The 21,378-nt window shown below is 72.1% G+C and carries 19 protein-coding genes; 14 read left to right on the top strand and 5 right to left on the bottom strand.

Annotation, left to right across the window (positions count from 1 at the left end; translation table 11 throughout):
• Positions 1-72 precede the first annotated feature (72 nt).
• Entirely contained in the window at positions 73-744 is a 672-nt protein-coding gene (locus ACIQH8_RS05985; protein WP_400996024.1) for a response regulator, read from the top strand.
• A 10-nt stretch (positions 745-754) separates the two neighbouring features.
• A complete protein-coding gene (locus tag ACIQH8_RS05980; protein WP_400996021.1) occupies positions 755-2,668 on the top strand; it encodes a sensor histidine kinase in 1,914 nt (637 codons plus the stop codon).
• An 8-nt stretch (positions 2,669-2,676) separates the two neighbouring features.
• Here ACIQH8_RS05980 and ACIQH8_RS05975 read toward each other — a convergent pair whose 3' ends face one another.
• Together ACIQH8_RS05975 and ACIQH8_RS05970 are read right to left on the bottom strand one after the other, a co-directional pair.
• Positions 2,677-2,991 (bottom strand): MGMT family protein, encoded by a 315-nt coding sequence (locus ACIQH8_RS05975; RefSeq protein ID WP_400996019.1) that lies wholly within the window; start codon positions 2,989-2,991, stop codon positions 2,677-2,679.
• Positions 2,992-3,025: 34 nt separating this feature from the next.
• Complete coding sequence (locus tag ACIQH8_RS05970; protein WP_400996017.1) at positions 3,026-3,484, bottom strand: GNAT family N-acetyltransferase; 459 nt, start codon at positions 3,482-3,484, stop codon at positions 3,026-3,028.
• 204 nt (positions 3,485-3,688) lie between these two features.
• Between ACIQH8_RS05970 and ACIQH8_RS05965 the strand changes: the two genes are divergently transcribed.
• From ACIQH8_RS05965 to nagB, 9 genes are all read left to right on the top strand, one after another.
• On the top strand, positions 3,689-4,906 hold the full coding sequence (locus ACIQH8_RS05965; protein ID WP_400996014.1) for an NADP-dependent isocitrate dehydrogenase: 1,218 nt from the start codon (positions 3,689-3,691) through the stop codon (positions 4,904-4,906).
• Between the two features lie 229 nt (positions 4,907-5,135).
• Positions 5,136-7,019, top strand: a complete 1,884-nt coding sequence (locus tag ACIQH8_RS05960; RefSeq protein WP_400996012.1) for a heavy metal translocating P-type ATPase — start codon at positions 5,136-5,138, stop codon at positions 7,017-7,019.
• Positions 7,020-7,238: 219 nt separating this feature from the next.
• Complete coding sequence (locus ACIQH8_RS05955) at positions 7,239-8,396, top strand: ROK family transcriptional regulator (protein ID WP_400997850.1); 1,158 nt, start codon at positions 7,239-7,241, stop codon at positions 8,394-8,396.
• A 70-nt stretch (positions 8,397-8,466) separates the two neighbouring features.
• A complete protein-coding gene (locus ACIQH8_RS05950; RefSeq protein ID WP_400996009.1) occupies positions 8,467-9,732 on the top strand; it encodes an extracellular solute-binding protein in 1,266 nt (421 codons plus the stop codon).
• Positions 9,733-9,892: 160 nt separating this feature from the next.
• Positions 9,893-10,891: a carbohydrate ABC transporter permease gene (locus ACIQH8_RS05945; RefSeq protein ID WP_400996007.1), complete on the top strand. Its 999-nt coding sequence runs from the start codon at positions 9,893-9,895 to the stop codon at positions 10,889-10,891.
• Positions 10,888-11,790: a carbohydrate ABC transporter permease gene (locus ACIQH8_RS05940; RefSeq protein WP_400996004.1), complete on the top strand. Its 903-nt coding sequence runs from the start codon at positions 10,888-10,890 to the stop codon at positions 11,788-11,790. Before ACIQH8_RS05945 ends, ACIQH8_RS05940 begins: the two co-directional genes overlap by 4 nt.
• On the top strand, positions 11,787-13,340 hold the full coding sequence (locus ACIQH8_RS05935) for a glycoside hydrolase family 3 protein (RefSeq protein ID WP_400996002.1): 1,554 nt from the start codon (positions 11,787-11,789) through the stop codon (positions 13,338-13,340). Before ACIQH8_RS05940 ends, ACIQH8_RS05935 begins: the two co-directional genes overlap by 4 nt.
• A complete protein-coding gene (locus ACIQH8_RS05930) occupies positions 13,337-14,275 on the top strand; it encodes an ROK family protein (RefSeq protein ID WP_400996000.1) in 939 nt (312 codons plus the stop codon). The genes ACIQH8_RS05935 and ACIQH8_RS05930 overlap by 4 nt, the downstream gene beginning before the upstream one ends.
• Positions 14,260-15,045, top strand: coding sequence for a glucosamine-6-phosphate deaminase (nagB, locus tag ACIQH8_RS05925; protein ID WP_400995998.1), 786 nt, complete (start codon positions 14,260-14,262; stop codon positions 15,043-15,045). The genes ACIQH8_RS05930 and nagB overlap by 16 nt, the downstream gene beginning before the upstream one ends.
• 28 nt (positions 15,046-15,073) lie before the next feature.
• Here nagB and ACIQH8_RS05920 read toward each other — a convergent pair whose 3' ends face one another.
• On the bottom strand, positions 15,074-15,667 hold the full coding sequence (locus tag ACIQH8_RS05920) for a TetR/AcrR family transcriptional regulator (protein WP_400995995.1): 594 nt from the start codon (positions 15,665-15,667) through the stop codon (positions 15,074-15,076).
• An 89-nt stretch (positions 15,668-15,756) separates the two neighbouring features.
• On the opposite strand from ACIQH8_RS05920, the gene ACIQH8_RS05915 reads away from it, so the two are divergent.
• Together ACIQH8_RS05915 and ACIQH8_RS05910 are read left to right on the top strand one after the other, a co-directional pair.
• The gene (locus ACIQH8_RS05915) at positions 15,757-17,010 is read left to right on the top strand and encodes a hypothetical protein (protein WP_400995992.1); all 1,254 of its coding nucleotides are present in this window, start codon (positions 15,757-15,759) and stop codon (positions 17,008-17,010) included.
• A gap of 95 nt (positions 17,011-17,105) precedes the next feature.
• Positions 17,106-17,471: a YrdB family protein gene (locus ACIQH8_RS05910; RefSeq protein WP_400995989.1), complete on the top strand. Its 366-nt coding sequence runs from the start codon at positions 17,106-17,108 to the stop codon at positions 17,469-17,471.
• Between the two features lie 13 nt (positions 17,472-17,484).
• Here ACIQH8_RS05910 and purU read toward each other — a convergent pair whose 3' ends face one another.
• The gene (gene purU, locus ACIQH8_RS05905; RefSeq protein WP_400995987.1) at positions 17,485-18,363 is read right to left on the bottom strand and encodes a formyltetrahydrofolate deformylase; all 879 of its coding nucleotides are present in this window, start codon (positions 18,361-18,363) and stop codon (positions 17,485-17,487) included.
• 156 nt (positions 18,364-18,519) lie between these two features.
• Between purU and ACIQH8_RS05900 the strand changes: the two genes are divergently transcribed.
• Entirely contained in the window at positions 18,520-19,788 is a 1,269-nt protein-coding gene (locus ACIQH8_RS05900) for an MFS transporter (protein ID WP_400995984.1), read from the top strand.
• Positions 19,789-19,845: 57 nt separating this feature from the next.
• Here the strand turns inward: ACIQH8_RS05900 and ACIQH8_RS05895 are convergent, their stop codons facing one another.
• Positions 19,846-21,300, bottom strand: coding sequence for a sigma-70 family RNA polymerase sigma factor (locus ACIQH8_RS05895; protein ID WP_400995982.1), 1,455 nt, complete (start codon positions 21,298-21,300; stop codon positions 19,846-19,848).
• Positions 21,301-21,378: the final 78 nt, after the last annotated feature.

The raw sequence follows: 21,378 nt of genomic DNA, 5'->3' as shown, positions 1-21,378 counted from the left end.
GCGCGTATTCTCGGCAGAAGGCGGCGCATGGACGTCGGGGGCTCACGCACGCCTTCGATCGGAGGTGCCTGGATGGTTGAGCGCACGGAGGAACGGCCCCTGAGGGTCGCCATCGCTGACGACGCGCTGCTGCTTCGCGAAGGGATCGCGAAGGTGCTCGAGGGCGGTGGCATCGAGGTCGTCGCCTCGGTCGGCACCGCCGACGAGTTGCTCGCGAACATCGACGACCTCGACCTCGACGCCGCCGTGCTCGACATCCGCATGCCGCCGACGCACCGCGACGAGGGCATCGTCGCGCTCGAGCGCATCCGGCAGGACGGCAGCGAGATCGGCATCCTCCTGCTCTCGATGTACGCCACCCCCGAGTACGCCCTCCGGGTGATGGGCGCGGGCAGCGGCACCGGCTACCTCCTGAAGGAACGCGTGTCCGAGCCGCAGACGCTCGTTCGAGCGGTCCAGACCGTGGCATCCGGCGGGTCGGTCGTCGACCCGGAGGTGGTCGAGCAGCTCGTGCAGCGCACGCGCGCCGACGATCCGCTCGCACGCCTCACCGAGCGCGAGCGGTCGGTCCTCGAGCTCATGGCGCAGGGGTACTCCAACGGCGGCATCGCGCAGACCCTGTTCCTCGGCCTCAAGACCGTGGAGACCCACGTCCGCAGCATCCTGCAGAAGCTCGACCTCGAGGAGTCGCCCGAGCACCACCGCCGCGTGCTCGCGGTGCTGACGCTCCTCGGCCAGAGGTGATGCCCTTGTGATGGCCCCAGGCCGCCGCGGGCGCATCGCGCGGCGCACCGCCGTGATCGCGACGGTCGTCGCCATCAGCCTGTTCATGGAGGTCTCCGGCTACCTGGCCACGCCGGAGGGGCTCCGGCCCGAGCTGTCGTGGACGACGGTGCACGCGATGGTGCCGCTCGTGTTCGCCGCCTGCGCGGGCGTCGCGTGGGCGATCGGTCCGAACCCCGTGCCGGCACGCCTGATGATCGCGTTCGTGCTGTTCTGGATCCCGCAGGCGTTCTACCCGGTCATCGAATCGCTCGGATGGCTCTGGCCGATCCTGCGCGGCATCGATCTCGGCTGGGCGGTGGTCGCCGGCATCCTCGTGCTGGTCTACCCGCGCGGCGGGCTCGGCGATCGCTTCGACCGGGTGATCGCGACCACCGCGCTCGTCGCGACGGTCGTCAACTTCTTCACGGTCCTCGCGCTCGCCGGTCCCGACTCCGTGCCGTGCGACTGCGTACCGAACCCGTACCGGCTCGCGGAGGCGCCGACCGTGTTCGCCGTCGTCGACATCGGCTACCGCATCGTCGGGGTGGCGCTCGCGATCGCGATCGCCATCCGGTTGCTGCTCCGATGGGTGCGGGGGAGCGTGCCCGCACGCACCGTCGCGTTCCTCATGCCGGTCGCGCTGCTGTCGTGGGTGAGCACGCTCGCCGCGCAGATGGTGCGCTATGCGACGGGGGTGGAGCCGAACCTCGCGCTGGAGACGGTCTCGCTCATCGCCATGGCGTCGGTGCCGGTGTGCTTCGTCGCGGGCATCTCGCACGCACGGAACATGCGGGCTCGCGTCGCCGATCTCATGCGCATCACGCGCGAGGGCGCCGACCGCGGGCTGTGGGCGGAGTCGCTCGCGCGCACGCTCCGCGACGACTCCGTACGGGTGTTCTGGTGGGAGGAGGAGCGCGGCCGGTACGTCGACGCCGCCGGGCGTCCCATCGACTCCGCCGAGGAGGGGCGCGGCCACAGCATCCTCCCCGTCGCCTCGCCGAGCGGGCTGCCGATCGCCCTGATCCGCCACGACCGGGTGCTCACCGACAACATGCGCCTGCTCGACGGCGTCTCGAGCGCACTGCGGCTCTCCGTCGACAACGGTCGGCTCAGGTCCGAGATCGAGCGCACGCTCGAACAGGTCCGCCAGTCGCGGCAGCGCATCGTCGAGGCGGGCGACGAGGCCCGCAGGCGGATCGAGCGCGACCTCCACGACGGCGCGCAGCAGCACCTCGTCGCGGTGGGCATGCAGCTCCGCATCGCGGCGAACGCCGCACGCGCCTCGGGCGACGACGCGGTCGCCGCCGAGCTCGAGCAGTCGATCGGCACGCTGAACCAGGGCCTCAAGGAGCTCCGCGAGCTCGCACACGGCATCCACCCGAGCCTGCTCTCGCAGGGCGGCCTCGCGCTCGCGCTGCCCGAGCTCGCGGGGCGCTGCCCGGTCCCGGTCGACATCGCGGTGCAGCCCGAGGGGCGGCTCGCCGAGCTCGTCGAGTCGACGGCGTACTTCGCGGTCGCCGAGTCGCTCGCGAACGTCGCCAAGCACTCGAAGGCGACGCGCGCGTGGGTGCGCGCCTACGTCGAGGGCGACGAACTCGTGCTGACGATCCGCGACAACGGCGTCGGGGGCGCCTCGCTCGACCGGGGCACCGGAATGCTCGGGATCGTCGACCGCATCGAAGCGGTGGGCGGATCGGTCGACCTCGACAGTCCGCCCGGCGCGGGCACGACCGTCACCATCCGGATGCCGGCGCACCTCGAGGGTTCGGATGCGCTCCCCGGGTCGGGGACGGGGCTCCTCGTCGCCGCCGAACCCGGTGCCGAGCCGCCGGATGCCGCGGCCGCCCCGGACCCGCCGAGCTCCGTGGCGCCGGGCGTGATCGGATCACCCGCGGACCGCTGACGAGCCGCTCAGCCGCGCCAGCGGCAGGCCGCGAGTTCGATGCGGTAGCCGTCCTCGTCGTCGACGGTCCGCAACGGGACGCCCTCGGCGAGGTAGTGCCGGCGCGCGGCCTCGGCGTGCCCGGCGGGCGGTCGGCCGCCGGCGCGGATGACCCGCCACCACGGCACCTCGCCGCCGCAGCGCGCCATGACCTGCCCGACGGCTCGCGCGCCGCGCGAGCCGAGCGTCGCGGCGACGTCGCCGTACGTCATGACCCGGCCGGGTGGGATGTCGTCCACCACGGCGAGCACGGCGTCGACGAAGCCCTCGCCGTGCCGCGGCATCCGTCGCCCCTCGACCGGGTCGGTGATGACCGGGTCAGCCGGCGAGCTCGAGGGCGCCGATCACGTCGCCGTACTGGGTCTCGCCGACATCGCGGAAGCCGATGCGGTGGAAGAACTCGCCGGGGCCGCCCTCGCCCGGCTCCCAGAGCACCGTGATGCGGTCGAACCCGCGGCTCTTGGCCTCCTCGGCGAGCGCGTGCGCGAGGAATCGGCCGACGCCCTTGCCCTGCGCCTCGGCGTCGACGTTGATGCGCCAGATGCAGGCCCGGAACTCCTCGTGCTCGTTCTCGGGGTCGAAGTTGCCGTGGATGAAGCCGACGACGCGGTCGTCGCTGAGCGCGACGCGCTGCCACGCCGTCGCGGGGTTCACGACGGAGGATTCGGCGGCGTAGGTGACCGGGGCGATGAACTGCTCCTGGCCCGGCTTCAGCGACAGGGTGTTCGCGGCGACGATGTTCGTCGCGTTCAGTTCTTCGAGTCGCAGATCAGCCATGCATCGCAGCCTAACCGGATGACGTGACGCGCGGGTAACCCCATGCATCCGGATGCGACGGCGGAGCGCCCGGTGTCGCGGCGGGTCGATCTCTCGATGTCGAGATATTCCGGCGAGGCGGTAAGCTGGTCGACGGCGTGTCGGACACCCCCGAGACTTCCTCGCTTCCCAAGCAATCCCACGAGATCCCAAGGAGACCGCCCCTTGTCGAAGATCAAGGTCGAAGGTACCGTCGTCGAGCTCGACGGCGACGAGATGACCCGCATCATCTGGCAGGCCATCAAGGACCAGCTCATCCACCCGTACCTCGACGTCAACCTCGAGTACTACGACCTCTCCATCCAGAAGCGCGACGAGACCGACGACCAGATCACGGTCGACGCGGCGAACGCGATCAAGCAGCACGGCGTCGGCGTCAAGTGCGCGACGATCACGCCCGACGAGGCGCGCGTCGAGGAGTTCGGCCTGAAGAAGATGTGGCGCTCGCCGAACGGCACCATCCGCAACATCCTCGGCGGTGTGATCTTCCGCGAGCCGATCATCATCTCGAACATCCCGCGGCTCGTCCCGGGCTGGAACAAGCCGATCATCGTCGGCCGCCACGCGTTCGGCGACCAGTACCGCGCCACCGACTTCAAGTTCGAGGGCCCCGGCACGCTCACCATGACGTTCACCCCGCAGGACGGCGGCGAGCCGCAGCAGTTCGAGGTCTTCCAGGCGCCCGGCTCGGGCATCGCCATGGGCATGTACAACCTCGACGCGTCGATCCGCGACTTCGCCCGCGCGTCGCTGAACTACGGCCTCGACCGCAACTACCCGGTCTACCTCTCGACGAAGAACACGATCCTGAAGGCCTACGACGGCCGCTTCAAGGACATCTTCCAGGAGGTGTTCGACACCGAGTTCAAGGAGAAGTTCGAGGCCGCGGGCATCACCTACGAGCACCGCCTCATCGACGATATGGTCGCGGCGTCGCTCAAGTGGGAGGGCGGCTACGTCTGGGCCTGCAAGAACTACGACGGCGACGTCCAGTCCGACACCGTCGCGCAGGGCTTCGGCTCGCTCGGCCTCATGACCTCGGTGCTCACCACGCCCGACGGCAGCATCGTCGAGGCCGAGGCGGCGCACGGCACGGTCACGCGCCACTACCGCCAGCACCAGCAGGGCAAGCCGACCTCGACGAACCCGATCGCCTCGATCTTCGCCTGGACGCGCGGACTCGCGCACCGCGGCAAGCTCGACGGCAACCAGGAGCTCATCGACTTCTCGCACACGCTCGAGGACGTCGTCGTGAAGACGGTCGAGTCGGGCGCGATGACGAAGGACCTCGCGCTCCTCGTCGGTCCCGAGCAGGAGTTCCAGACCACGGAGCAGTTCCTCAACACGATCGACGCGAACCTCAAGGCGCGCCTGGGCGCCTGAGCCGCCTCGCGCGCTCGTTCGAAGGGCCGGATGCCACGTGGCATCCGGCCCTTCGTCGTTCGCGCTCGCCCGCTCGCCCCCGATCGAGTGCGATCTCTGCGCTCGAGTGCGTGGTGATCGTGGTCTCCACCGCAGAAACGGCCCTCGGCCGCGACCGGAAGCGGCTCGGACCGCGCCAGGGGTGCCGTTGGTCACCGCACGGACCGTGGATGCGGGCGAGGATGGGGACATGGCCCGTGGCATCCGTCTCGTCCGTCGCTATCCCGTCGTCGCGCTCACGCTCGCGATCGGGCTCGCCGGCATCGTGCTCGCGGTCGCCGGGCAGGGATGGCTCGTGGCCTGGATCTTCAGCGGGTACGCGCTCGCCGTGGCAGCCTGGCAGGCCGTCGGCATGGTGCGCGACATCCTGCGGGGGCACTGGGGGCTCGACATCCTCGCGGTCACGGCGATCGTCGCGACCGTCGTCGTGGGGGAGTACGTGGCGGCGCTCATCGTGGTGCTCATGCTCACCGGCGGCGAGGCGCTCGAGGACTACGCGAGCCGACGGGCGAAGCGCGAGCTCGACGCGTTGCTGACGCGTGCGCCGCAGCACGCGCATCGCGTCGTCGACGACCGTTTCGTCGACGTTCCGGTCGACGAGGTCGAGCCGGGCGACCTGCTGCTCGTCCGGCCGAGCGAGATCGTTCCGGTCGACGGCGAGCTGCGCTCGGCCGAGGCGTCCGTCGACGAATCCTCGATCACGGGCGAGAGCGTGCCCGTCGAGAAGCACGCTGGCGACGCGCTGCTCAGCGGCTCGGTGAACGGCCTCGCCGCGATCGAGATCACGGCGACCGCGCGCGCCGCCGACAGCCAGTACCAGCAGATCGTCGCACTCGTCGCCGAGGCCGCCGCGAGCAAGGCGCCGGTCGTTCGGCTCGCCGACCGCTACGCGGTGCCGTTCACGGTCTTCTCGCTGCTGCTCGCCGGATTCGCCTGGTGGATCTCGGGCGACCCCGTGCGCTTCGCCGAGGTGCTCGTGCTCGCGACGCCGTGTCCGCTGCTCATCGCCGCGCCGGTCGCGTTCATCGGCGGCATGAGTCGCGCGGCGCGGAACGGCGTGATCGTGAAGGGCGGCGGCGTGCTCGAGCAGCTCGCTCGCGCCCGCACCGCGGTGTTCGACAAGACCGGCACCCTCACGCACGGCTCGCCCGAACTGGTGGCCGTGCGCCCCGAGGCCGGCTTCGGCGCCGACGAGTTGCTCGGGCTCGTCGCATCGGCCGAGCAGTACTCGTCGCACGTGCTCGCCGAGTCGATGATCGACGCGGCCACGGCGCGGGGCATTCGGCTGCAGGAGGCGGCGGCCGCCCGCGAGGCCGCGACCAACGGCGTCGTCGCGCGCATCGGCGCCCGCGAGGTCGTCGTCGGGAAGTTCGCGTTCGTCGCCGAGCGCGCGCCCGGCGCCCGGCGCACCGAGATCGCGCCGGGGGAGCTCGCGGTCTACGTCGCGGTCGACGGCGCCTACGCCGGCGCGCTGCTGGCGCGCGACCGGCTGCGCGGCAACGCGGTGGACACGCTCTCGCGGCTCGACGAGCTGGGCGTGCACCACACGATGATGCTGACGGGCGACGCGCAGGCGACCGCCGACCACATCGCGGCCGAGCTCGGCATCGAGCGGGTGCACGCCGAGTGCCTGCCCGCGGACAAGGTCGCCGAGGTCGCCGGCATCGTCGAACGCCCCGTCATCATGGTCGGCGACGGCGTCAACGACGCGCCCGTGCTCGCCGCGGCCGACGTCGGCATCGCCATGGGCGCGCGCGGCGCGACGGCCGCGAGCGAGTCCGCCAGTGCGGTCATCCTGGTCGACGACATCTCGCGCACCGCGAAGGCCGTCGAGATCGGCCACGACACCGTGCGCATCGCGCTGCAGAGCATCTGGATCGGCATCGTCGTGAGCATCGGGCTCATGCTCGTCGCGGCCTTCGGCGTCATCCCTGCGACCGTCGGCGCGCTGCTGCAGGAGGTCGTGGACCTCATCACGATCCTCGCGGCGCTCCGCGCGATCGGCGGCCGGCGCGATGCGCGCGTGGCGGCTGACGCCTCCGAGCGGCAGCGCGCCGCGGCATCCGCTCGCTGATCGCCGCCCCCCTCACCCCTGCCATCGGGCGGGACGACGCCGGGAGCGTCGGCGGAGCAAGGTCACGGGTTTGTAAAGAAGATGAACGAATTCTGTCGAAGGGGTTGCGCTCGGGTTTGTTCGTAAGGTGTACTAACAAACGTGACAGCAACGGACGCAGCACCCGGGCAGGCGCCCGCAGGCCTCGTGGGCAACGGGGACCGTGCGACGGCGACCGCGATGCCCGCGGCCAACGGCGCGGCGCTCTTCGCGGGCCGCGCCCTGCGCACCTCCGGCAAGGTGCTCCCCGAACACGCCCGCAGCCACAACCGATCGCTGGTGCTGCAGACGCTCTACAGCCTGGGCGCGCAGAGCCGTGCGGATGTCGCGCGCGAGACCGGCCTCACGCGCGTCACCGTCTCCGACCTGGTCGCCGAGCTCATCGGCGAGGGCCTCGTCGTCGAGCTCGGCCACCGCGAAGACGCGCGTCCGGGCAAGCCCGCGACGCTCATCGACATCGACCGCACCGGTCACCACGTCGTCGCACTCGACCTCTCGGAGCACATGCGCTTCCGCGGCGCCGTCCTCGACCTCGACGGCACGGCCGTCGCCCGGGCCGAAGTGGCACTCGACGGCGCGACCGGCGAACGCGCCGTCGAACTCGTCACCGAGCTCCTCGACGGGCTGCTCGCCCTCACGACCGCGCCGGTGCTCGGCATCGGCGTCGGCTCGCCCGGCGTCGTGGAGCCGAACGGCGTCGTGCACTCCGCCCCGAACCTCGGCTGGACCGACCTCCCGCTCCAGGAGCGACTCCAGGCCGCGTTCCACCTGCCCGTGCACGTCGCGAACGACGCGAACGTCGCCGTGCTCGCCGAACATGCCGGCGCCCCCGGCGACCTCCTCCTCGTCAAGGTCGGCCACGGCGTCGGCGCCGGCCTCATCGTCGGCGGTCGCCCCGTGCTCGGGGCCGGCAGCGCAGCGGGCGAGATCGGCCACGTCGTCGTCGGCACCGACGGCGGCCCGCGATGCGCGTGCGGCAAGCAGGGCTGCCTCGAGGCGTGGCTCGCGGTGCCGCGGCTCACCGCGGAACTCGAACGACTCGGCGACGCGGATGCCGCGGCATCCGCTCGCGAAGAGACCCTGCGGGAGGCAGGCCGACGCCTCGGCATCGTGCTCGCCCCCGTCGTCGGTGCGCTGAACCTCTCGGAGGTCGTGCTCAGCGGACCGGCGGAACTGCTTGACGGACCGCTGCTCGAGGCGGCCGTCGAGACGGTCCGGAACCGGACGATGACGGAACACCACCGGGAACTGAGGCTCCGGATGACCGCACACGGGCAGGACATCGTCCTGCGCGGGGCGGCCGTCATGGTCCTCTCCGGCCAACTCGGGGTCTCCTAGGCCCCACCCCCTGCACCACGGGTGGCAGCACCCCCGCTCCCACCTTCCCCCTACGAAAGGAAACCACGCAATGAGGAACCTCGGCATCGTGGCGCTCGGCGCCGCGGCTGCGCTGACCCTCGCCGGGTGCGCCACCACCGGAGGCGACGCGGCCTCCGAGGAGGGCGCGGAGATCCGCGTCTGGCTCGTCGGCACCGACACCCCCGACGCCGCGCGCGAGCTGCTCGTCGAGACCTTCGAGGAGCAGCACCCCGGCTCCACGCTCGTCATCGAGGAGCAGTCGTGGGACGGCCTCGTCGACCGCCTGACCACGAGCCTCTCCGGCTCGGACAGCCCCGATGTCGTCGAGGTCGGCAACACGCAGGCGCCGGCCTTCACCTCGGCGGGTGCGTTCATGGACCTCACCGACCACTACGACGAGCTCGGCGGCGACGACCTGCTCCCCGGCTTCGTCGAGGTGGGTTCGTACGACGAGAAGTTCTACGCGGCACCGCTGTACTCAGGCTCGTCGCTCGTGTTCTACAAGAAGGACGCGTTGGCCGCGTCGGGCCTCGAGGTCCCGACCACGCTCGACCAGTACGTCGACCAGGCGATCCAGCTCGCGAACGACAACCCCGGCAAGTCGGGTGTCTGGTGGCCCGGCCAGAACTGGTACGCCGCGCTGCCCTACATCTGGGAGGCCGGCGGCGAGGTCGCCGTCCCGGACGGCGAGGAGTGGGACGCCCAGCTCAGCTCCGCCGAGTCGATCGAGGGCCTCGAGATGGTCCAGAAGGTCATGACCGAGGCGTCGAAGGCTCCGAAGGACGCCAACGAGTCGAACCCGCAGGTGGGCTTCTGCGACGGCACGTCGCTCCAGCTCGCGGCGCCGGCCTGGGTGAAGTGGTCGATCCTCGCCCCCGAGGACGCCGAGACCCCCGGCTGCCCCGACCAGGAGGAGAACCTCGGCGTCTACGCGCTCCCGGGCGCTGACGGCGATGCCGCGCAGGTCTTCGCCGGCGGTTCGAACATCGGCATCTCGGCCAACACCCAGCACCCGGAGCTCGCGCTCGACGCGCTGAAGATCATCCTCTCGGACGAGTTCCAGACGATCTACGGCGAGAACGGCCTCGTCCCGGCGAAGCTCTCGCTCGGCGACACGGTCGGCACCGACGAGGTCGCCCAGGCGATCTCCGCCGCGGCCGGCAACGCCAAGCTCACCCCGGCCTCGCCGAAGTGGGCCGACGTCGAGGCGGCGGGTATCCTGCAGGACCTCTTCGTCAACATCGCGCAGGGCGGCGACGTCGCCCAGCTCGCCGAGGAGGCCGACCAGCAGATCGAGGACATCCTCAACGGCTAGTCCTTCCCCCGCGGTGCGGCCGCGCGCACACTCGACGTGCGGCCGCACCGACTCCCACAGGCCCCGGGCCGGCAGTGCCCCACACACGCTGCCGGCCCGGAACCGTGAGCGGGCACCGCCCGCGGCATCCACACCTCGCCGTCAGACGCAGGAGCCCCACATGACCACCACCGATACCGGCCTCGCCCCGGCCGTGAGCGCGGTCGACGGCGAACGCATCGTCACCCCGCAGCCCGGCCCGCCGAAGAAGCGACGCCGCTTCAGCCGCCGCGCCGGCGGCCTCACCCCCTACGGCCTCCTGATCCCCGCCTCGCTCGTGCTCGCCGCGATCGTCGGCTGGCCGCTCATCCAGCTGCTCATCACCTCGATGCAGGAGTTCGGTCGCGCCCAGGTGTTCGGCGCCGCGCCGACCTGGGTGTGGTTCGACAACTACGTCGACGTCCTGACGGACGCGACCTTCTACGAGGTGCTCGGCCGGAGCCTCGTGTTCGCGGCCGTGTGCGTCGTGACCACGATGGTCCTCGGCACGCTCATGGCGCTCCTGCTGCAGCGCCTGCCGAAGGGCTTCCGCCTGCTGCTCTCGATCGGCATGCTGCTCGCGTGGGCGATGCCACCGCTCTCGGCGACGATCGTCTGGGGCTGGATGTTCGACACCGACTACGGGGTCATCAACTCGGTCCTCGTGAACGTGTTCGGGCTCGAGCAGTTCGCCAGCCACCCGTGGCTCATCAACCCGCTGAGCTTCTTCGTCGTCGCCGGCATCATCATCGTGTGGGGCGCCGTGCCGTTCGTGGCGTTCACGATCTACGCCGGCCTCACCCAGGTGCCCGACGAGGTGCTGGAGGCGGCGCAGCTCGACGGCGCCGGCGCGTTCAAGCGATTCCGGCTCATCACCTTCCCGTACCTCAAGCCGATCTTCCTCATCACGACGATCCTGCAGATCATCTGGGATCTCAAGGTGTTCACCCAGATCTTCGCGCTGCAGGACATCGGCGGCATCCGCGCCCTCACCAACACGCTGGGCGTGTACATCTACCAGGTCTCGATCGCGGGCGGCGACTTCGGCACGGGCGGCGCGATCGCGGTGATCACGGCGATCATCCTCATGACCGTCTCGCTCTACTACGTTCGCCAGACCATCAAGGAGGAGGAGCTGTGAGCGCCACCACCGCCATCGTGACGGGGTCGAGCACGCGCCCGGCGCCCGGCCGCCGGCGCGGTCGCAACCGACTCTCGACCGCGCTCTGGAGCGCCCTGTCGGTCGTGCTGTTCGCGCTGTTCGCGTTCCCCGTCTACTGGATGGTGAACACGTCGTTCCAGCCGAACAACGAGATCCGCGGCTCCGAGATCCACTTCTGGCCCGACAACTTCACGCTGCGCAATTACGCGACGGTGCTCTTCGATCCGGGTCGCACCCCGTTCGCCCCGGCCGCGGTGAACTCGCTGATCGTCACCCTCACCACCGTCCTGGTCGCGCTCATCTTCGCGTTCCTCGCGGCGATCGCCGTCACCCGCTTCCGGTTCAAGAGCCGTCGCGCGTTCATCGTCATGATCCTCGTGATCCAGATGATCCCGGGCGAGGCGATGATCGTCTCGATCTTCCGGGTGATCGACGGATGGCACCTGCTGAACACCCTGATCGGCCTCACGATCGTGTACGTCGCCACGGTGCTGCCGTTCACGATCTGGACCCTGCGCGGGTTCGTGAACGGCGTCCCGGCCGACCTCGAGGAGGCGGCCATGATCGACGGATGCTCCCGTGCGGGTGCCTTCTGGCGAGTCACGTTCCCGCTGCTGGCCCCCGGGCTCGTCGCGACCGGTGTCTTCGGCTTCATCCAGGCGTGGAACGAGTTCGTGATCGCGCTCGTGCTGAACGCTCGGCCCGAGATGATGACGCTGCCGGTGTGGCTCCGCACCTTCCTGGTGGCGAACGGCACGACGAACTGGGCGGCCATCATGGCGGGCTCGACTCTCATGGCGATCCCGGTGATCGTGTTCTTCCTCATCGTCCAGGGGCGGATGACGAGCGGCCTCGTGAGCGGAGCGGTCAAGGGATGAGCACCACGATCCGGGGCGGCGCGGGCCAGGACCTGCGCCGCGACATCCTCACGACCCTGCTGCCCGGCTTCGCCGGACCCGAGGCGCCGGAGTGGCTGCTCGGCCTCCTCGGCGAGGGCCTCGGCGGCGTGTGCATCTTCGGCTCGAACGTCGTCTCGCCCGCGCAGTTGGCCGGCCTCACGGCCGAGCTCCGCGCCGCCAACCCGCTCGCGGTGGTCGCGATCGACGAAGAGGGCGGCGACGTCACGCGCCTGTTCTTCGATCGCGGGGCGCCCTACCCCGGCAACGCCGTGCTCGGTCGCATCGACGACGTCGAGCTCACCCGGAACATCGGGCGCGCGGTGGGCGAGGCGCTGGTCGCGGTCGGCTGCACCATGACCTTCGCACCCGACGCCGACATCAACTCGAACGCCGCGAACCCGGTCATCGGCGTGCGCAGCTTCGGTGCCGAACCGGGGCTCGTGGCCCGGCACACCGCGGCCTGGGTCGAGGGCGTGCAGTCCGTCGGCATCGACGCGAGCGCGAAGCACTTCCCCGGACACGGCGACACGGCGACCGACTCGCACCTCGCGCTGCCCGTCGTGGACCTGCCGCTCGATGCGCTGCACGGGCGCGAGCTCGCGCCCTTCCGCGCGGCGATCGCCGCCGGAACGCGCTCGATCATGACCAGTCACATCCTGCTCCCGCAGCTCGACGCGGAGCATCCGGCCACCCTCTCTCCCCGCATCCTGCACGGCCTGCTCCGCGGGGAGCTCGGGTACGAGGGCGTCATCGTGTCCGACGCCCTCGACATGGCCGGGGCGAGCGGCGGGCGCGGCATCCCCGAGGCTGCCGTGCTCGCGCTCGCCGCCGGCTGCGACCTGCTGTGCATCGGCACCGACAACACGGGCGAGCAGATGGAGGAGATCGCGCAGGCGATCGCCGACGCCGTCGCGACGGGCCGTCTGGCTGCCGAGCGGGTGGCGGATGCCGCGGCTCGCGTTCGCGCACTCGCGGACGCTCCCCGCCCGACCGGCGAGGCCGTGGCATCCGCGGCCGCGGGGACCACGCCGGTCGACCTGCCTCCGGGACTGGCCGACCGCGTCGCCGCGTCGTTCCATGTCGCGTCGGGAGCACTCGACCGGCTCTGCGGGACCGGTTCGATCGGCACCGTCGTCCGTGTGGAGACGGTGGCGAACATCGCGGTCGGCGGCGTGCCGTGGGGCCCGTTCGCGCTCGCGGCGGCACCCGACGCCGACCGCCCGGCGCCGGCCTGGCTGACGGATGTCGCCGAGGTCGTGCTCGACGCCGCGACCGCGCTGCCCGATCCGACCGCGCTCGCGGGACCGGTCGTCGTCATCGGCAAGGACCTGCACCGCCACGCCTTCGCGGTCGAGGCGATCGATCGCCTGCGGGCGGCGCGCGCCGACGTGGTGACGGTCGACATGGGCTGGCCGAGTGAGGACCTGGCGTACGCCGACCTCGCGACCTTCGGCGCCTCGCGCGGCGTCGCCGCGACGTTCGCGGAACTCGTGCAGGACGCGTTGACCGCCGCGGCGGGGGTGTCGTGAGGCTCGGGATCGATATCGGCGGCACCAAGACCGCGGCCGTCGCGATCGGCGAGGACGGCGAGCTCAGCGACCAGGTGCGGATGCCGACCGGGTTCGGCGCCGAGGCGGTCGTCGCGACGGCGCTGCGGACGGTCGAGCGGATGTCGGAGCTCGCGGGCGTCGACGCGCGCGCGTTCCACTCGATCGGCATCGGCATCCCCGGCTCGGTCGATTCGGGGACGGGTCGCGTGACCCACGCGGTCAACCTCGGCCTCGAGGGACTGGACCTCGGTCCGCGTCTCGCGGACCGGCTCGGGGTCGACGTGCGCGTCGAGAACGACGTGAAGGCGGCCGCGCTCGGCGCGCACCACCTGCTCGGCGTCGCCGACGGCATCCGCGCGCACTCGATGGCCTACCTGAACCTCGGCACCGGCCTGGCCGCCGGCATCGTGCTCGATGGTCGCCTGCTGCGCGGCGGCCGCGGCGTCGCCGGCGAGATCGGGCACATCCCGGTCGATCCGGCGGGGGAGCGGTGCGCCTGCGGCCAACGCGGCTGCCTCGAGACGCTCGCGTCCGGTTCGGCGCTCGCGACGCTGTGGCCGAGTGCCCGTCGATACCCGGCGCTCGACCTGTTCGACCGTGCGGATGCCGGCGAGCCGGCCGCCGTCGCGGCGCGCGAGCGTTTCCTCGTCGGTGTCGCGTCGGCGGTGCGGCTGCTCGCGCTCACGACCGACGTCGACGACATCGTGATCGGCGGCGGGCTCGCAGCCCTCGGCGACCGGCTGCTGTCGGGCACGCGCGAGGTGCTCGCCGGGTGGGCCGAGGACTCCGCGTTCCTCGCCTCGCTCGACCTGCCCCGACGGGTGCAGGTCATCCCGCGCGGGTTCCCGGCGGCCGCCGTCGGTGCTGCGCTGATCGGAGAGGAACTGGAGGAGCCGGCGTGGCAGAGGTCGTGATCGTCCGCGACGAGGAGGAGGCCGGAGAGCTCGCGGCGTCCGCCGTCGTCGAACTGGTCCGGGCGCGCGCCGATGCGGTGCTCGGGCTCGCGACCGGGTCGACGCCGCTCACGACGTATCGTGCGCTGGCGCGGCGGATCGCGGCCGAGGCGATCCCGGTCGCCGGCGTCCGAGGTTTCGCGCTCGACGAGTACGTCGGCCTTCCGGTCGGACATCCCGAGGGCTACCGGCAGGTCATCGCCCGCGAGGTCGTGCAGCCGCTGGGGCTGACTCCCGAGCTCATCCGGGTGCCGAACGGAGATCCGGCGACGATCCGGACCGCCGCCGAGGACTACGAGGCGGCGATCGACGCGGCGGGCGGCGTCGACCTGCAGATCCTCGGCATCGGCCGCACGGGGCACATCGGATTCAACGAGCCGGGTTCCTCCCTCGCCTCGCGCACCCGCGTGAAGACGCTCACCGAGCAGACGCGCGTCGACAACGCCCGGTTCTTCGATTCGATCGACGACGTGCCCATGCACTGCATCACGCAGGGCATCGGCACGATCCTTCGCGCGCGGCACCTCGTGCTGCTCGCGTTCGGGGAGGCGAAGGCCGAGGCCGTCGCCGCCGCGGTCGAGGGGCCGGTCTCCGCGAGCCAGCCCGGCTCGGCGATCCAGTTGCACCCGCACGCGACGGTCATCGTCGACGAGTCGGCCGCCTCGCGGCTCGAGCACGCCGGCTACTACCGGCACGCCTGGGCGAACAAGCCCGACTGGCAGGGCATCTGATCCGAGCGGGCGGAGGCCGCGGCATCCGTCAGTTCGGGACGAGGCGCCGCACAGTCGCGAGGTAGGCCTCGGCGTCGAAGTCGTCGAGCACGCTCGACTGCACCATGTAGCCGGGCGCGAGGCCCATGAGCACTGGGACGACGCGCCGCGCGTAGGCGACGGGGTCGTCCCCGGCGACGTCGGGGTGCGCCGCGCCCCATTCGGCGACGAGGCCGTGGAGGAGGTCGCGGACGGGCCCGAGGAACGAGTGCACGAGCGTGCGCACGGACGGGTCGATCGCGGCCTCGGCCCACACCTGGAGGAACATGGTCGGCGCGATCGCGTCGCGGCGCATCCCGTCGATGATCGTCGCCATGATCTCGCCGGGCGCGAGCGGTCCGTGGTCGGCGCGGAGTTCGGTGAGCTCGACGGCTCGTGCGCCCAGGATGCGCTCGGCGACGGCCGCGAACAGCTCTTCCTTGCCGGAGAAGTGGCCGTAGATCGCGCCGGCTGAGAGACCCGACTCGCCGATGATGTCGGACATCGACGTGCCCCGGTAGCCCTTCGCCGCGAATCGTCGGAGCGCGGCCGACGTGATCTCGTCCCGACGCGCCTCCCGATACTCCTCGCTCACCTTCGGCATGGGCCGCCACCTCCTCGTCGTCTTGACGATCCTACGTCGCGGGTCCATTATAAAGAACGAGCATTCGTTTTTTATCGAAGGGATCGCTGATGTCCTCCCACACCACGCACCGGACGCCGATCGGCCGCGCCGTCGGCATCGGCGCCGTCCTCGCCCTCGTCGTCGGCGTCATCCTGATCGCCTTCGCGTGGCCCTCGGTCACCGCCGAGCCGAAGGACCTGCCCGTCGGCATCGTCGGGCCCGACGCGTCCGTCTCCCAGGTCGAGGAACGCGTGGGCGACCGGGCCGCCGGCGCGGTCGCCCTCGAACGGTACGACGACCGCGCCGCGGCCGTCGCCGCGATCGAGGAGCGCGAGGCGTACGGCGCGATCGTCCTCGGCGACGCACCGACCGACGCGCCCGAGGTGCTCATCGCGACGGCCGCGAGCCCCGCCGTCGCGCAGCTGCTGAACGGCCTCGCGACCGAGCTGCAGGCCGGCATCGACGAGCAGGTGCAGGCGGCGCTCCCCGCGCAACTGCAGCAGGTCCTGCAGGCCGCCGTCCAAACGGCGATGCAGGCGGCCGCCTCGGGCCGGCCCGTCGACGGGTCGGCGGCGCCGTCGGTTCCCGAGATCCCGAACATCACCGTCGCCGTCACCGACGTCGTGCCGCTCGCCGACTCCGACCCGCGCGGCACCGGCCTCGCGGCCGCGATGTTCCCGCTCGTCCTCGGCGGACTGCTCGGCGGCATCGTGATCTCGCTCACGGTGATCGGCGCCGTGCGTCGCGTCGTCGCGGTCCTCGCCTACTCGGTGGCCGGCGGGCTCGTCATCGCGGGGATCCTGCAGGGCTGGTTCGGCGCCCTCCAGGGCGACTACTGGCTGAACGCCTCGGCGATCGCGCTCGCAATGGCGGCGATCGCCGCGCCCATCATCGGGCTGGTGGCGCTGATCGGCCGAGCGGGCATCGCCGTCGGCGCCGCGCTCTTCGTGCTCGTCGGCAACCCGATCTCGGCCGCCGCGGTCCCGGTCGAGTTCCTGCTCGCACCCTGGGGCGCGATCGGCCAGTGGATGCCGCCGGGCGCCGCCGCCACCCTGCTGCGCGACCTGAGCTACTTCCCCGACGCGCCGACGGCCTTCCCGTGGCTCGTGCTCGCGACGTGGGCTGCGGCGGGCATCCTGCTCTCGCTCATCGGTCACTTCCGCACCGCGGGAGGCGTCGAGCCGGACGACGAGGCCGCGCACGCCGACGAGCTCGCCGAGTCCGAGGCGCGTGCCGCAGCGCCCGCCGAGGCTCCCACCGACGCGCCGGGCACGGTCGGGCCCGGGCTGCCCGCCGGTCGCGACACGGCACCCGTGGGCTGAGTCGCACGTCGCATTCCCACGACCGCGCGCCGCGGCATCCGTCTCAGGGATGCCGCGGCGCCGCGCTGCGGCCGGCGCGGTTAGGCTTGAACCTCGTGAACGATGCCACGCCCGAGCCCTCCCCGAAGGTCGGCGCCAACGACCTGCTGCGCTTCCTGCTGGAGATCTTCGCGATCGTGACGCTCGGCATCTTCGGATTCACCGCGTTCGCGCTGCCGTGGCCCGGCGCGCTCCTGGGCATCGGCCTGCCGCTCCTGGCGATCCTGCTCTGGGGGCTGTTCCGGTCGCCGAAGGCGGTCTTCCACGTCGACCCGTTCGTCAAGGCGCTCGTCGAGATCGCCGTGTTCTCGACCGCCGCGATCGCGTGGTGGATCATGGGTCAGCCGGTCGTGGCCGTCGTGTTCGCGATCATCGCCGCGGTGAGCGGCGTCATCAACGGGCGCCGCGAATTCCGCGACTGACGCGAGAGCGATCTCAGCGGAAGATGACCGTGCGCTGCCCGTCGAGCAGCACCCGGCGCTCCGCGAACCACTTCACGGCCTGCGAGAGCGTGCGGCTCTCCTCGTCCTGGCCGATCGCGACGAGTTCGGCGACCGAGCGCGAGTGCTCGACCCTGACCACGTTCTGCTCGATGATCGGGCCCTCGTCGAGGTCGCTCGTGACGAAGTGCGCCGTGGCGCCGATGAGCTTCACACCGCGGGCGTGCGCCTGCCGGTACGGATTCGCGCCCTTGAAACCGGGCAGGAACGAATGGTGGATGTTGATGCACCGGCCCGCCAGCGCATCGCAGAGCTCGGGGGACAGGATCTGCATGTAGCGCGCCAGGACGACGAGCTCGATGTCGTGCTCGTCGACGGCCTCGAGGATGCGCCGCTCGAACTCGGCCTTCGTCTCGGCCGAGGTCACGGGCGCCGACTCGAACGGCACCCCGTAGAAGTCGACGAGGTCGCGGAGCGTGCCGTGGTTGGAGAGCACGAGCGGGATCTCGACGGGCAGCTGCCCGCCTCGCTGCCGGAAGAGCAGGTCGTTCACGCAGTGGCCTGCGGTCGAGGCGAGCACGAGCGTGCGGAGCGGGCGCCCGACCTCGTCGAGGTGCAGGTCCATCTGCCAGCGCTCGATGACGGGGGCGAGCGCGGCCTCGAACTCGGTGCGGTCGGCGGGCGACTCGACCTGCACGCGCATGAAGAAGCGACCGGTGTCGTGGCTCGCGAATTGCTGGCTCTCGGTGATGTTGCCACGGGCGGCGACGATCGCCCCGCTCACCGCGTGCACGATCCCGGGCCCGTCGGTGCAGCTCAGCGTGACGACCCAGTGGGACAGGTGCGGGCTGTGCGGCTCGGCCTCCGTGCTCATCGGGACAGCGTACCGCCCGGCGAATACGCAGGTGCGCCCGGCTACACTGGGTGGCGGTCGTGCGGACACCGTCGGCCCCGGGCGCGCACGTGAGCGCGTAGTCGACCCGCAGCAGGCCGTGCCGCTTCGCGGGGAACGCCGTCGGATGACTTCCTCATGCCGATCACCTCTTCGTCGCGCGCCGTCGCGACCTCCATGCCCTGGCGTGCGCTCGTCGCACTCGCCGCGGCCGTCTTCCTGTCCATCACCATCGAGATGCTGCCCACCGGGCTGCTGCCCGAGATGAGCGCCGACCTGGGTGTCGGCGCGCCGCTCGTGGGACTGCTCGTCTCGGTGTTCGCCTTCACCGTCGTCGTGACCTCGACGCCGCTCACCGCGCTGCTGAAGCGGATGCCGCGGCGCACGCTCATCACGATCGTGCTCGTCGTGCTCGCGATCTCGACGGCCGCCTCGGCGCTCGTGCCCGACTACGGCCAACTCGTCGCCGTCCGCGTCGTCGGCGGTGTCGCGCACGGCCTGTTCTGGGCCCTCGTCGGCGCATACCCCGCTCGACTCGTCGCCGAGGAGCACCTCGGCCGCGCGGTCTCCGTCGTGCTCGGCGGCGGCACCCTCGCCCTCATCGTGGGCGTGCCGCTCGCGACCGCGCTCGGCCAGGCGGTGGGCTGGCGGTGGGCGTTCGGCGTCGTCGCCGTGCTCACGCTCGCCGGCGCCGCGGTCGTCCGGGCGGTGCTGCCGGCGGATGGCGCGGACGCGCCGTCGCCGACCGCCACGGCACGCGACGTCGTCCCCGCCGTGACCGCCGCCCTCGCGACCGCGCCGGGAACCGTCGGAGGAATCGCCGCAGCGAGGCGCAGCATGCGCGGCGTCGTCGCCGTGAGCGTCGTGACCGCGATCGTCATGATCGGCCAGTACGCCGCGCTCACGTACGTCGCCCCCCTGCTCACCGACGTGGTCGGCGCCTCGTCGGCGGCGGTCGCGCCGCTGCTCTTCGCGTCGGGTCTCGCCGGCGCGGTCGGCCTGCTCGTCGCCGGCAGCCCGATCGCGCGCGACAGCGTCCGCGCGCTCGTCGGCGCGATGCTGCTGCTCGCCGTCGCACTCCTCGTGATCGCGGCCGAGCCCGGGCTCTGGCCCGCGATCATCGCGTACACGGTGTGGGGCTTCGCGTTCGGCGCGATCCCGCCGCTGCTGCAGACCCGCCTGCTGCAGGCCGCGCCCGCCGAGCGCCGCGACGCCGCGAGCGCCCTCTACACGACCGCGTTCAACGTCGGCATCGGTGGTGGCGCACTCGTCGGCGCGGTGCTCTTCGACGCCGTCGGCATCGCCGCGGTGCCGGTCGCGTACGCGGTGCTGCTCGTCGTCGCGATGCTCGTCGTGGTGCGTTCCGCGCGCGCGGCGCGCGCTCGCGCGCGGCTCCTCGAGGCGTAGCGCCGATCGGTCGGGCGCGGCCTCGCGTCTGCGTCCGGCGTGGGAGGCGTGGCGTGGTCAGGCGTACTGCGCGCTCGCCGTCCACTTGTGGTTCGCCGGCGCGAGGAACTCCGCGATCGCGAAACCGCCATCGTCGAGCACCACCGTGGCGAACGGCAGGCCGTCGGCGAGCAGCTCGACCTCGGCGCCGGGCTCGCCCGACAGCTCCAGGGTCAGACTCGAGCCGTGCGCGGTGACGACGAGATCGAGTTCGGCGATCGGTTCCGGCTCGGGCTCGGGCTCGGGCTCGGGCTCGACGACCGTCACGGGTTCCGGGACGACGGGCTCGGGTTCGGCGACGACGGCCGGTTCCGGTTCGGTGGCCCGTTCGGCCGGCGGCGCCACCTCGGCCGGCGGTTCGACCGGCTCGATCGACGTCTGCTCGTCGGTCGGCGCCGCCGGAGGGATCTCGGGCTCCGGCTCGATGGGCTCGGGCTCCGGCTCGGTCGGCGCCTCGGAGGCGACCGCCGCCGAGCCTCGGTCCGGTGAGGCATCCGAGGGCGCGACCTGCGGCAGGACGAGCAATGCGACCGCCGTGGCGGCGACGAGCACCGCACCGCCGACGCCGGCGCCGACGGCGACCGTCCCACCCGTGCCGGAGGCCGCGCCGGATGCAGCCGCGGTGCCCGTGGAGACCGCCGCGCCCGCAGCGGTCCCGGCGGCGCCGGCCGCCGTCGTCACGACCGGAGCCGCGGCACCGAGCCACGTCGAGTAGGCCGTGGCGGCGGCCGGCCCCGCGGCGAGCGGCAGCAGCACGAACGCGAGCCGCATGCCGACCTCGCGCGCCTCCGCGGCCACGACCGTGCACCTGGCGCAGCCGTCGAGGTGCGCCTCCACCTTCACCGTGTCGCGTCGGCGCAGACGGCCGCGCATGTACGCACCCAGACGGTCCACCGTCCACGCGCATTCGGGCGTGTGATGTGCGTCGGCGAGGTGCGCCCGGATCCACTGCTGCCGCAGGCCCTCGCGCGCGCGGTACGCGAGCGCCGCGGTCGCATTGGCGCTCATGCCGAGCAGGGGCGCGATCTGCTGCGGCGACATCCGCTCGACCTCGGCGTACCAGAGGACCTCCTGCCAGCGCGCCGGCAGGGCTCGGAAGGCCGTCGCGGTCGTGCTTCGGTCGAGCGCCTCGAGCGCGGCGACGTCACCCGTGGTCGGGTCCTGGACCCACTCGAGGTCGTCGAGGGCGGTCTCGCGGTTGGCGCGGCCCCAGCTCGCGGCCGTGTTCCGGATCGTCGCGAACAGGTACGGGCGGAACGCGCCCTCGGGACCCTTGCCGGACCGGATCGCGTCGAAGGTGCGAGTGAACGCCTCGGAGACGAGGTCGTCGGCGTCGAGCGTCGTGTGCGAGCGTGCCACGGTGCGGGCGGATGCCTCGTGGCGGCGCCAGAGTTCGGCGTAGGCATCGCGGTCGCCGGTGCGGGTCGCGGCGATCAGGTCGGCATCGGCGGGCGCGGAGCGTGGTGGGGTCACGTGCCTGGTCCTCCTCGTGCGGGCGCGCTCGCCCGGATCGCACGCGATGCCCTCGGGCGCCGGCGGTCCGCGCCGGAC

Origin of the sequence: Agromyces sp. GXQ0307, from assembly GCF_044769845.1 — a bacterium.
GTDB lineage: Bacteria > Actinomycetota > Actinomycetes > Actinomycetales > Microbacteriaceae > Agromyces.
This window is presented reverse-complemented; position numbering and strand designations above follow the sequence as displayed.

Coding starts and splice junctions, on each gene's coding strand:
- ACIQH8_RS05935 (WP_400996002.1), top strand. CDS start 11,787: ATGAGCACCACGATCCGGGGCGGCGCGGGCCAGGACCTGCGCCGCGAC.
- ACIQH8_RS05915 (WP_400995992.1), top strand. CDS start 15,757: ATGTCCTCCCACACCACGCACCGGACGCCGATCGGCCGCGCCGTCGGC.
- ACIQH8_RS05955 (WP_400997850.1), top strand. CDS start 7,239: ATGCCCGCGGCCAACGGCGCGGCGCTCTTCGCGGGCCGCGCCCTGCGC.
- purU (WP_400995987.1), bottom strand. CDS start 18,363: ATGAGCACGGAGGCCGAGCCGCACAGCCCGCACCTGTCCCACTGGGTC.
- ACIQH8_RS05920 (WP_400995995.1), bottom strand. CDS start 15,667: ATGCCGAAGGTGAGCGAGGAGTATCGGGAGGCGCGTCGGGACGAGATC.
- ACIQH8_RS05980 (WP_400996021.1), top strand. CDS start 755: ATGGCCCCAGGCCGCCGCGGGCGCATCGCGCGGCGCACCGCCGTGATC.
- ACIQH8_RS05950 (WP_400996009.1), top strand. CDS start 8,467: ATGAGGAACCTCGGCATCGTGGCGCTCGGCGCCGCGGCTGCGCTGACC.
- ACIQH8_RS05975 (WP_400996019.1), bottom strand. CDS start 2,991: ATGCCGCGGCACGGCGAGGGCTTCGTCGACGCCGTGCTCGCCGTGGTG.
- ACIQH8_RS05945 (WP_400996007.1), top strand. CDS start 9,893: ATGACCACCACCGATACCGGCCTCGCCCCGGCCGTGAGCGCGGTCGAC.
- ACIQH8_RS05985 (WP_400996024.1), top strand. CDS start 73: ATGGTTGAGCGCACGGAGGAACGGCCCCTGAGGGTCGCCATCGCTGAC.
- ACIQH8_RS05900 (WP_400995984.1), top strand. CDS start 18,520: ATGCCGATCACCTCTTCGTCGCGCGCCGTCGCGACCTCCATGCCCTGG.
- ACIQH8_RS05960 (WP_400996012.1), top strand. CDS start 5,136: ATGGCCCGTGGCATCCGTCTCGTCCGTCGCTATCCCGTCGTCGCGCTC.
- ACIQH8_RS05970 (WP_400996017.1), bottom strand. CDS start 3,484: ATGGCTGATCTGCGACTCGAAGAACTGAACGCGACGAACATCGTCGCC.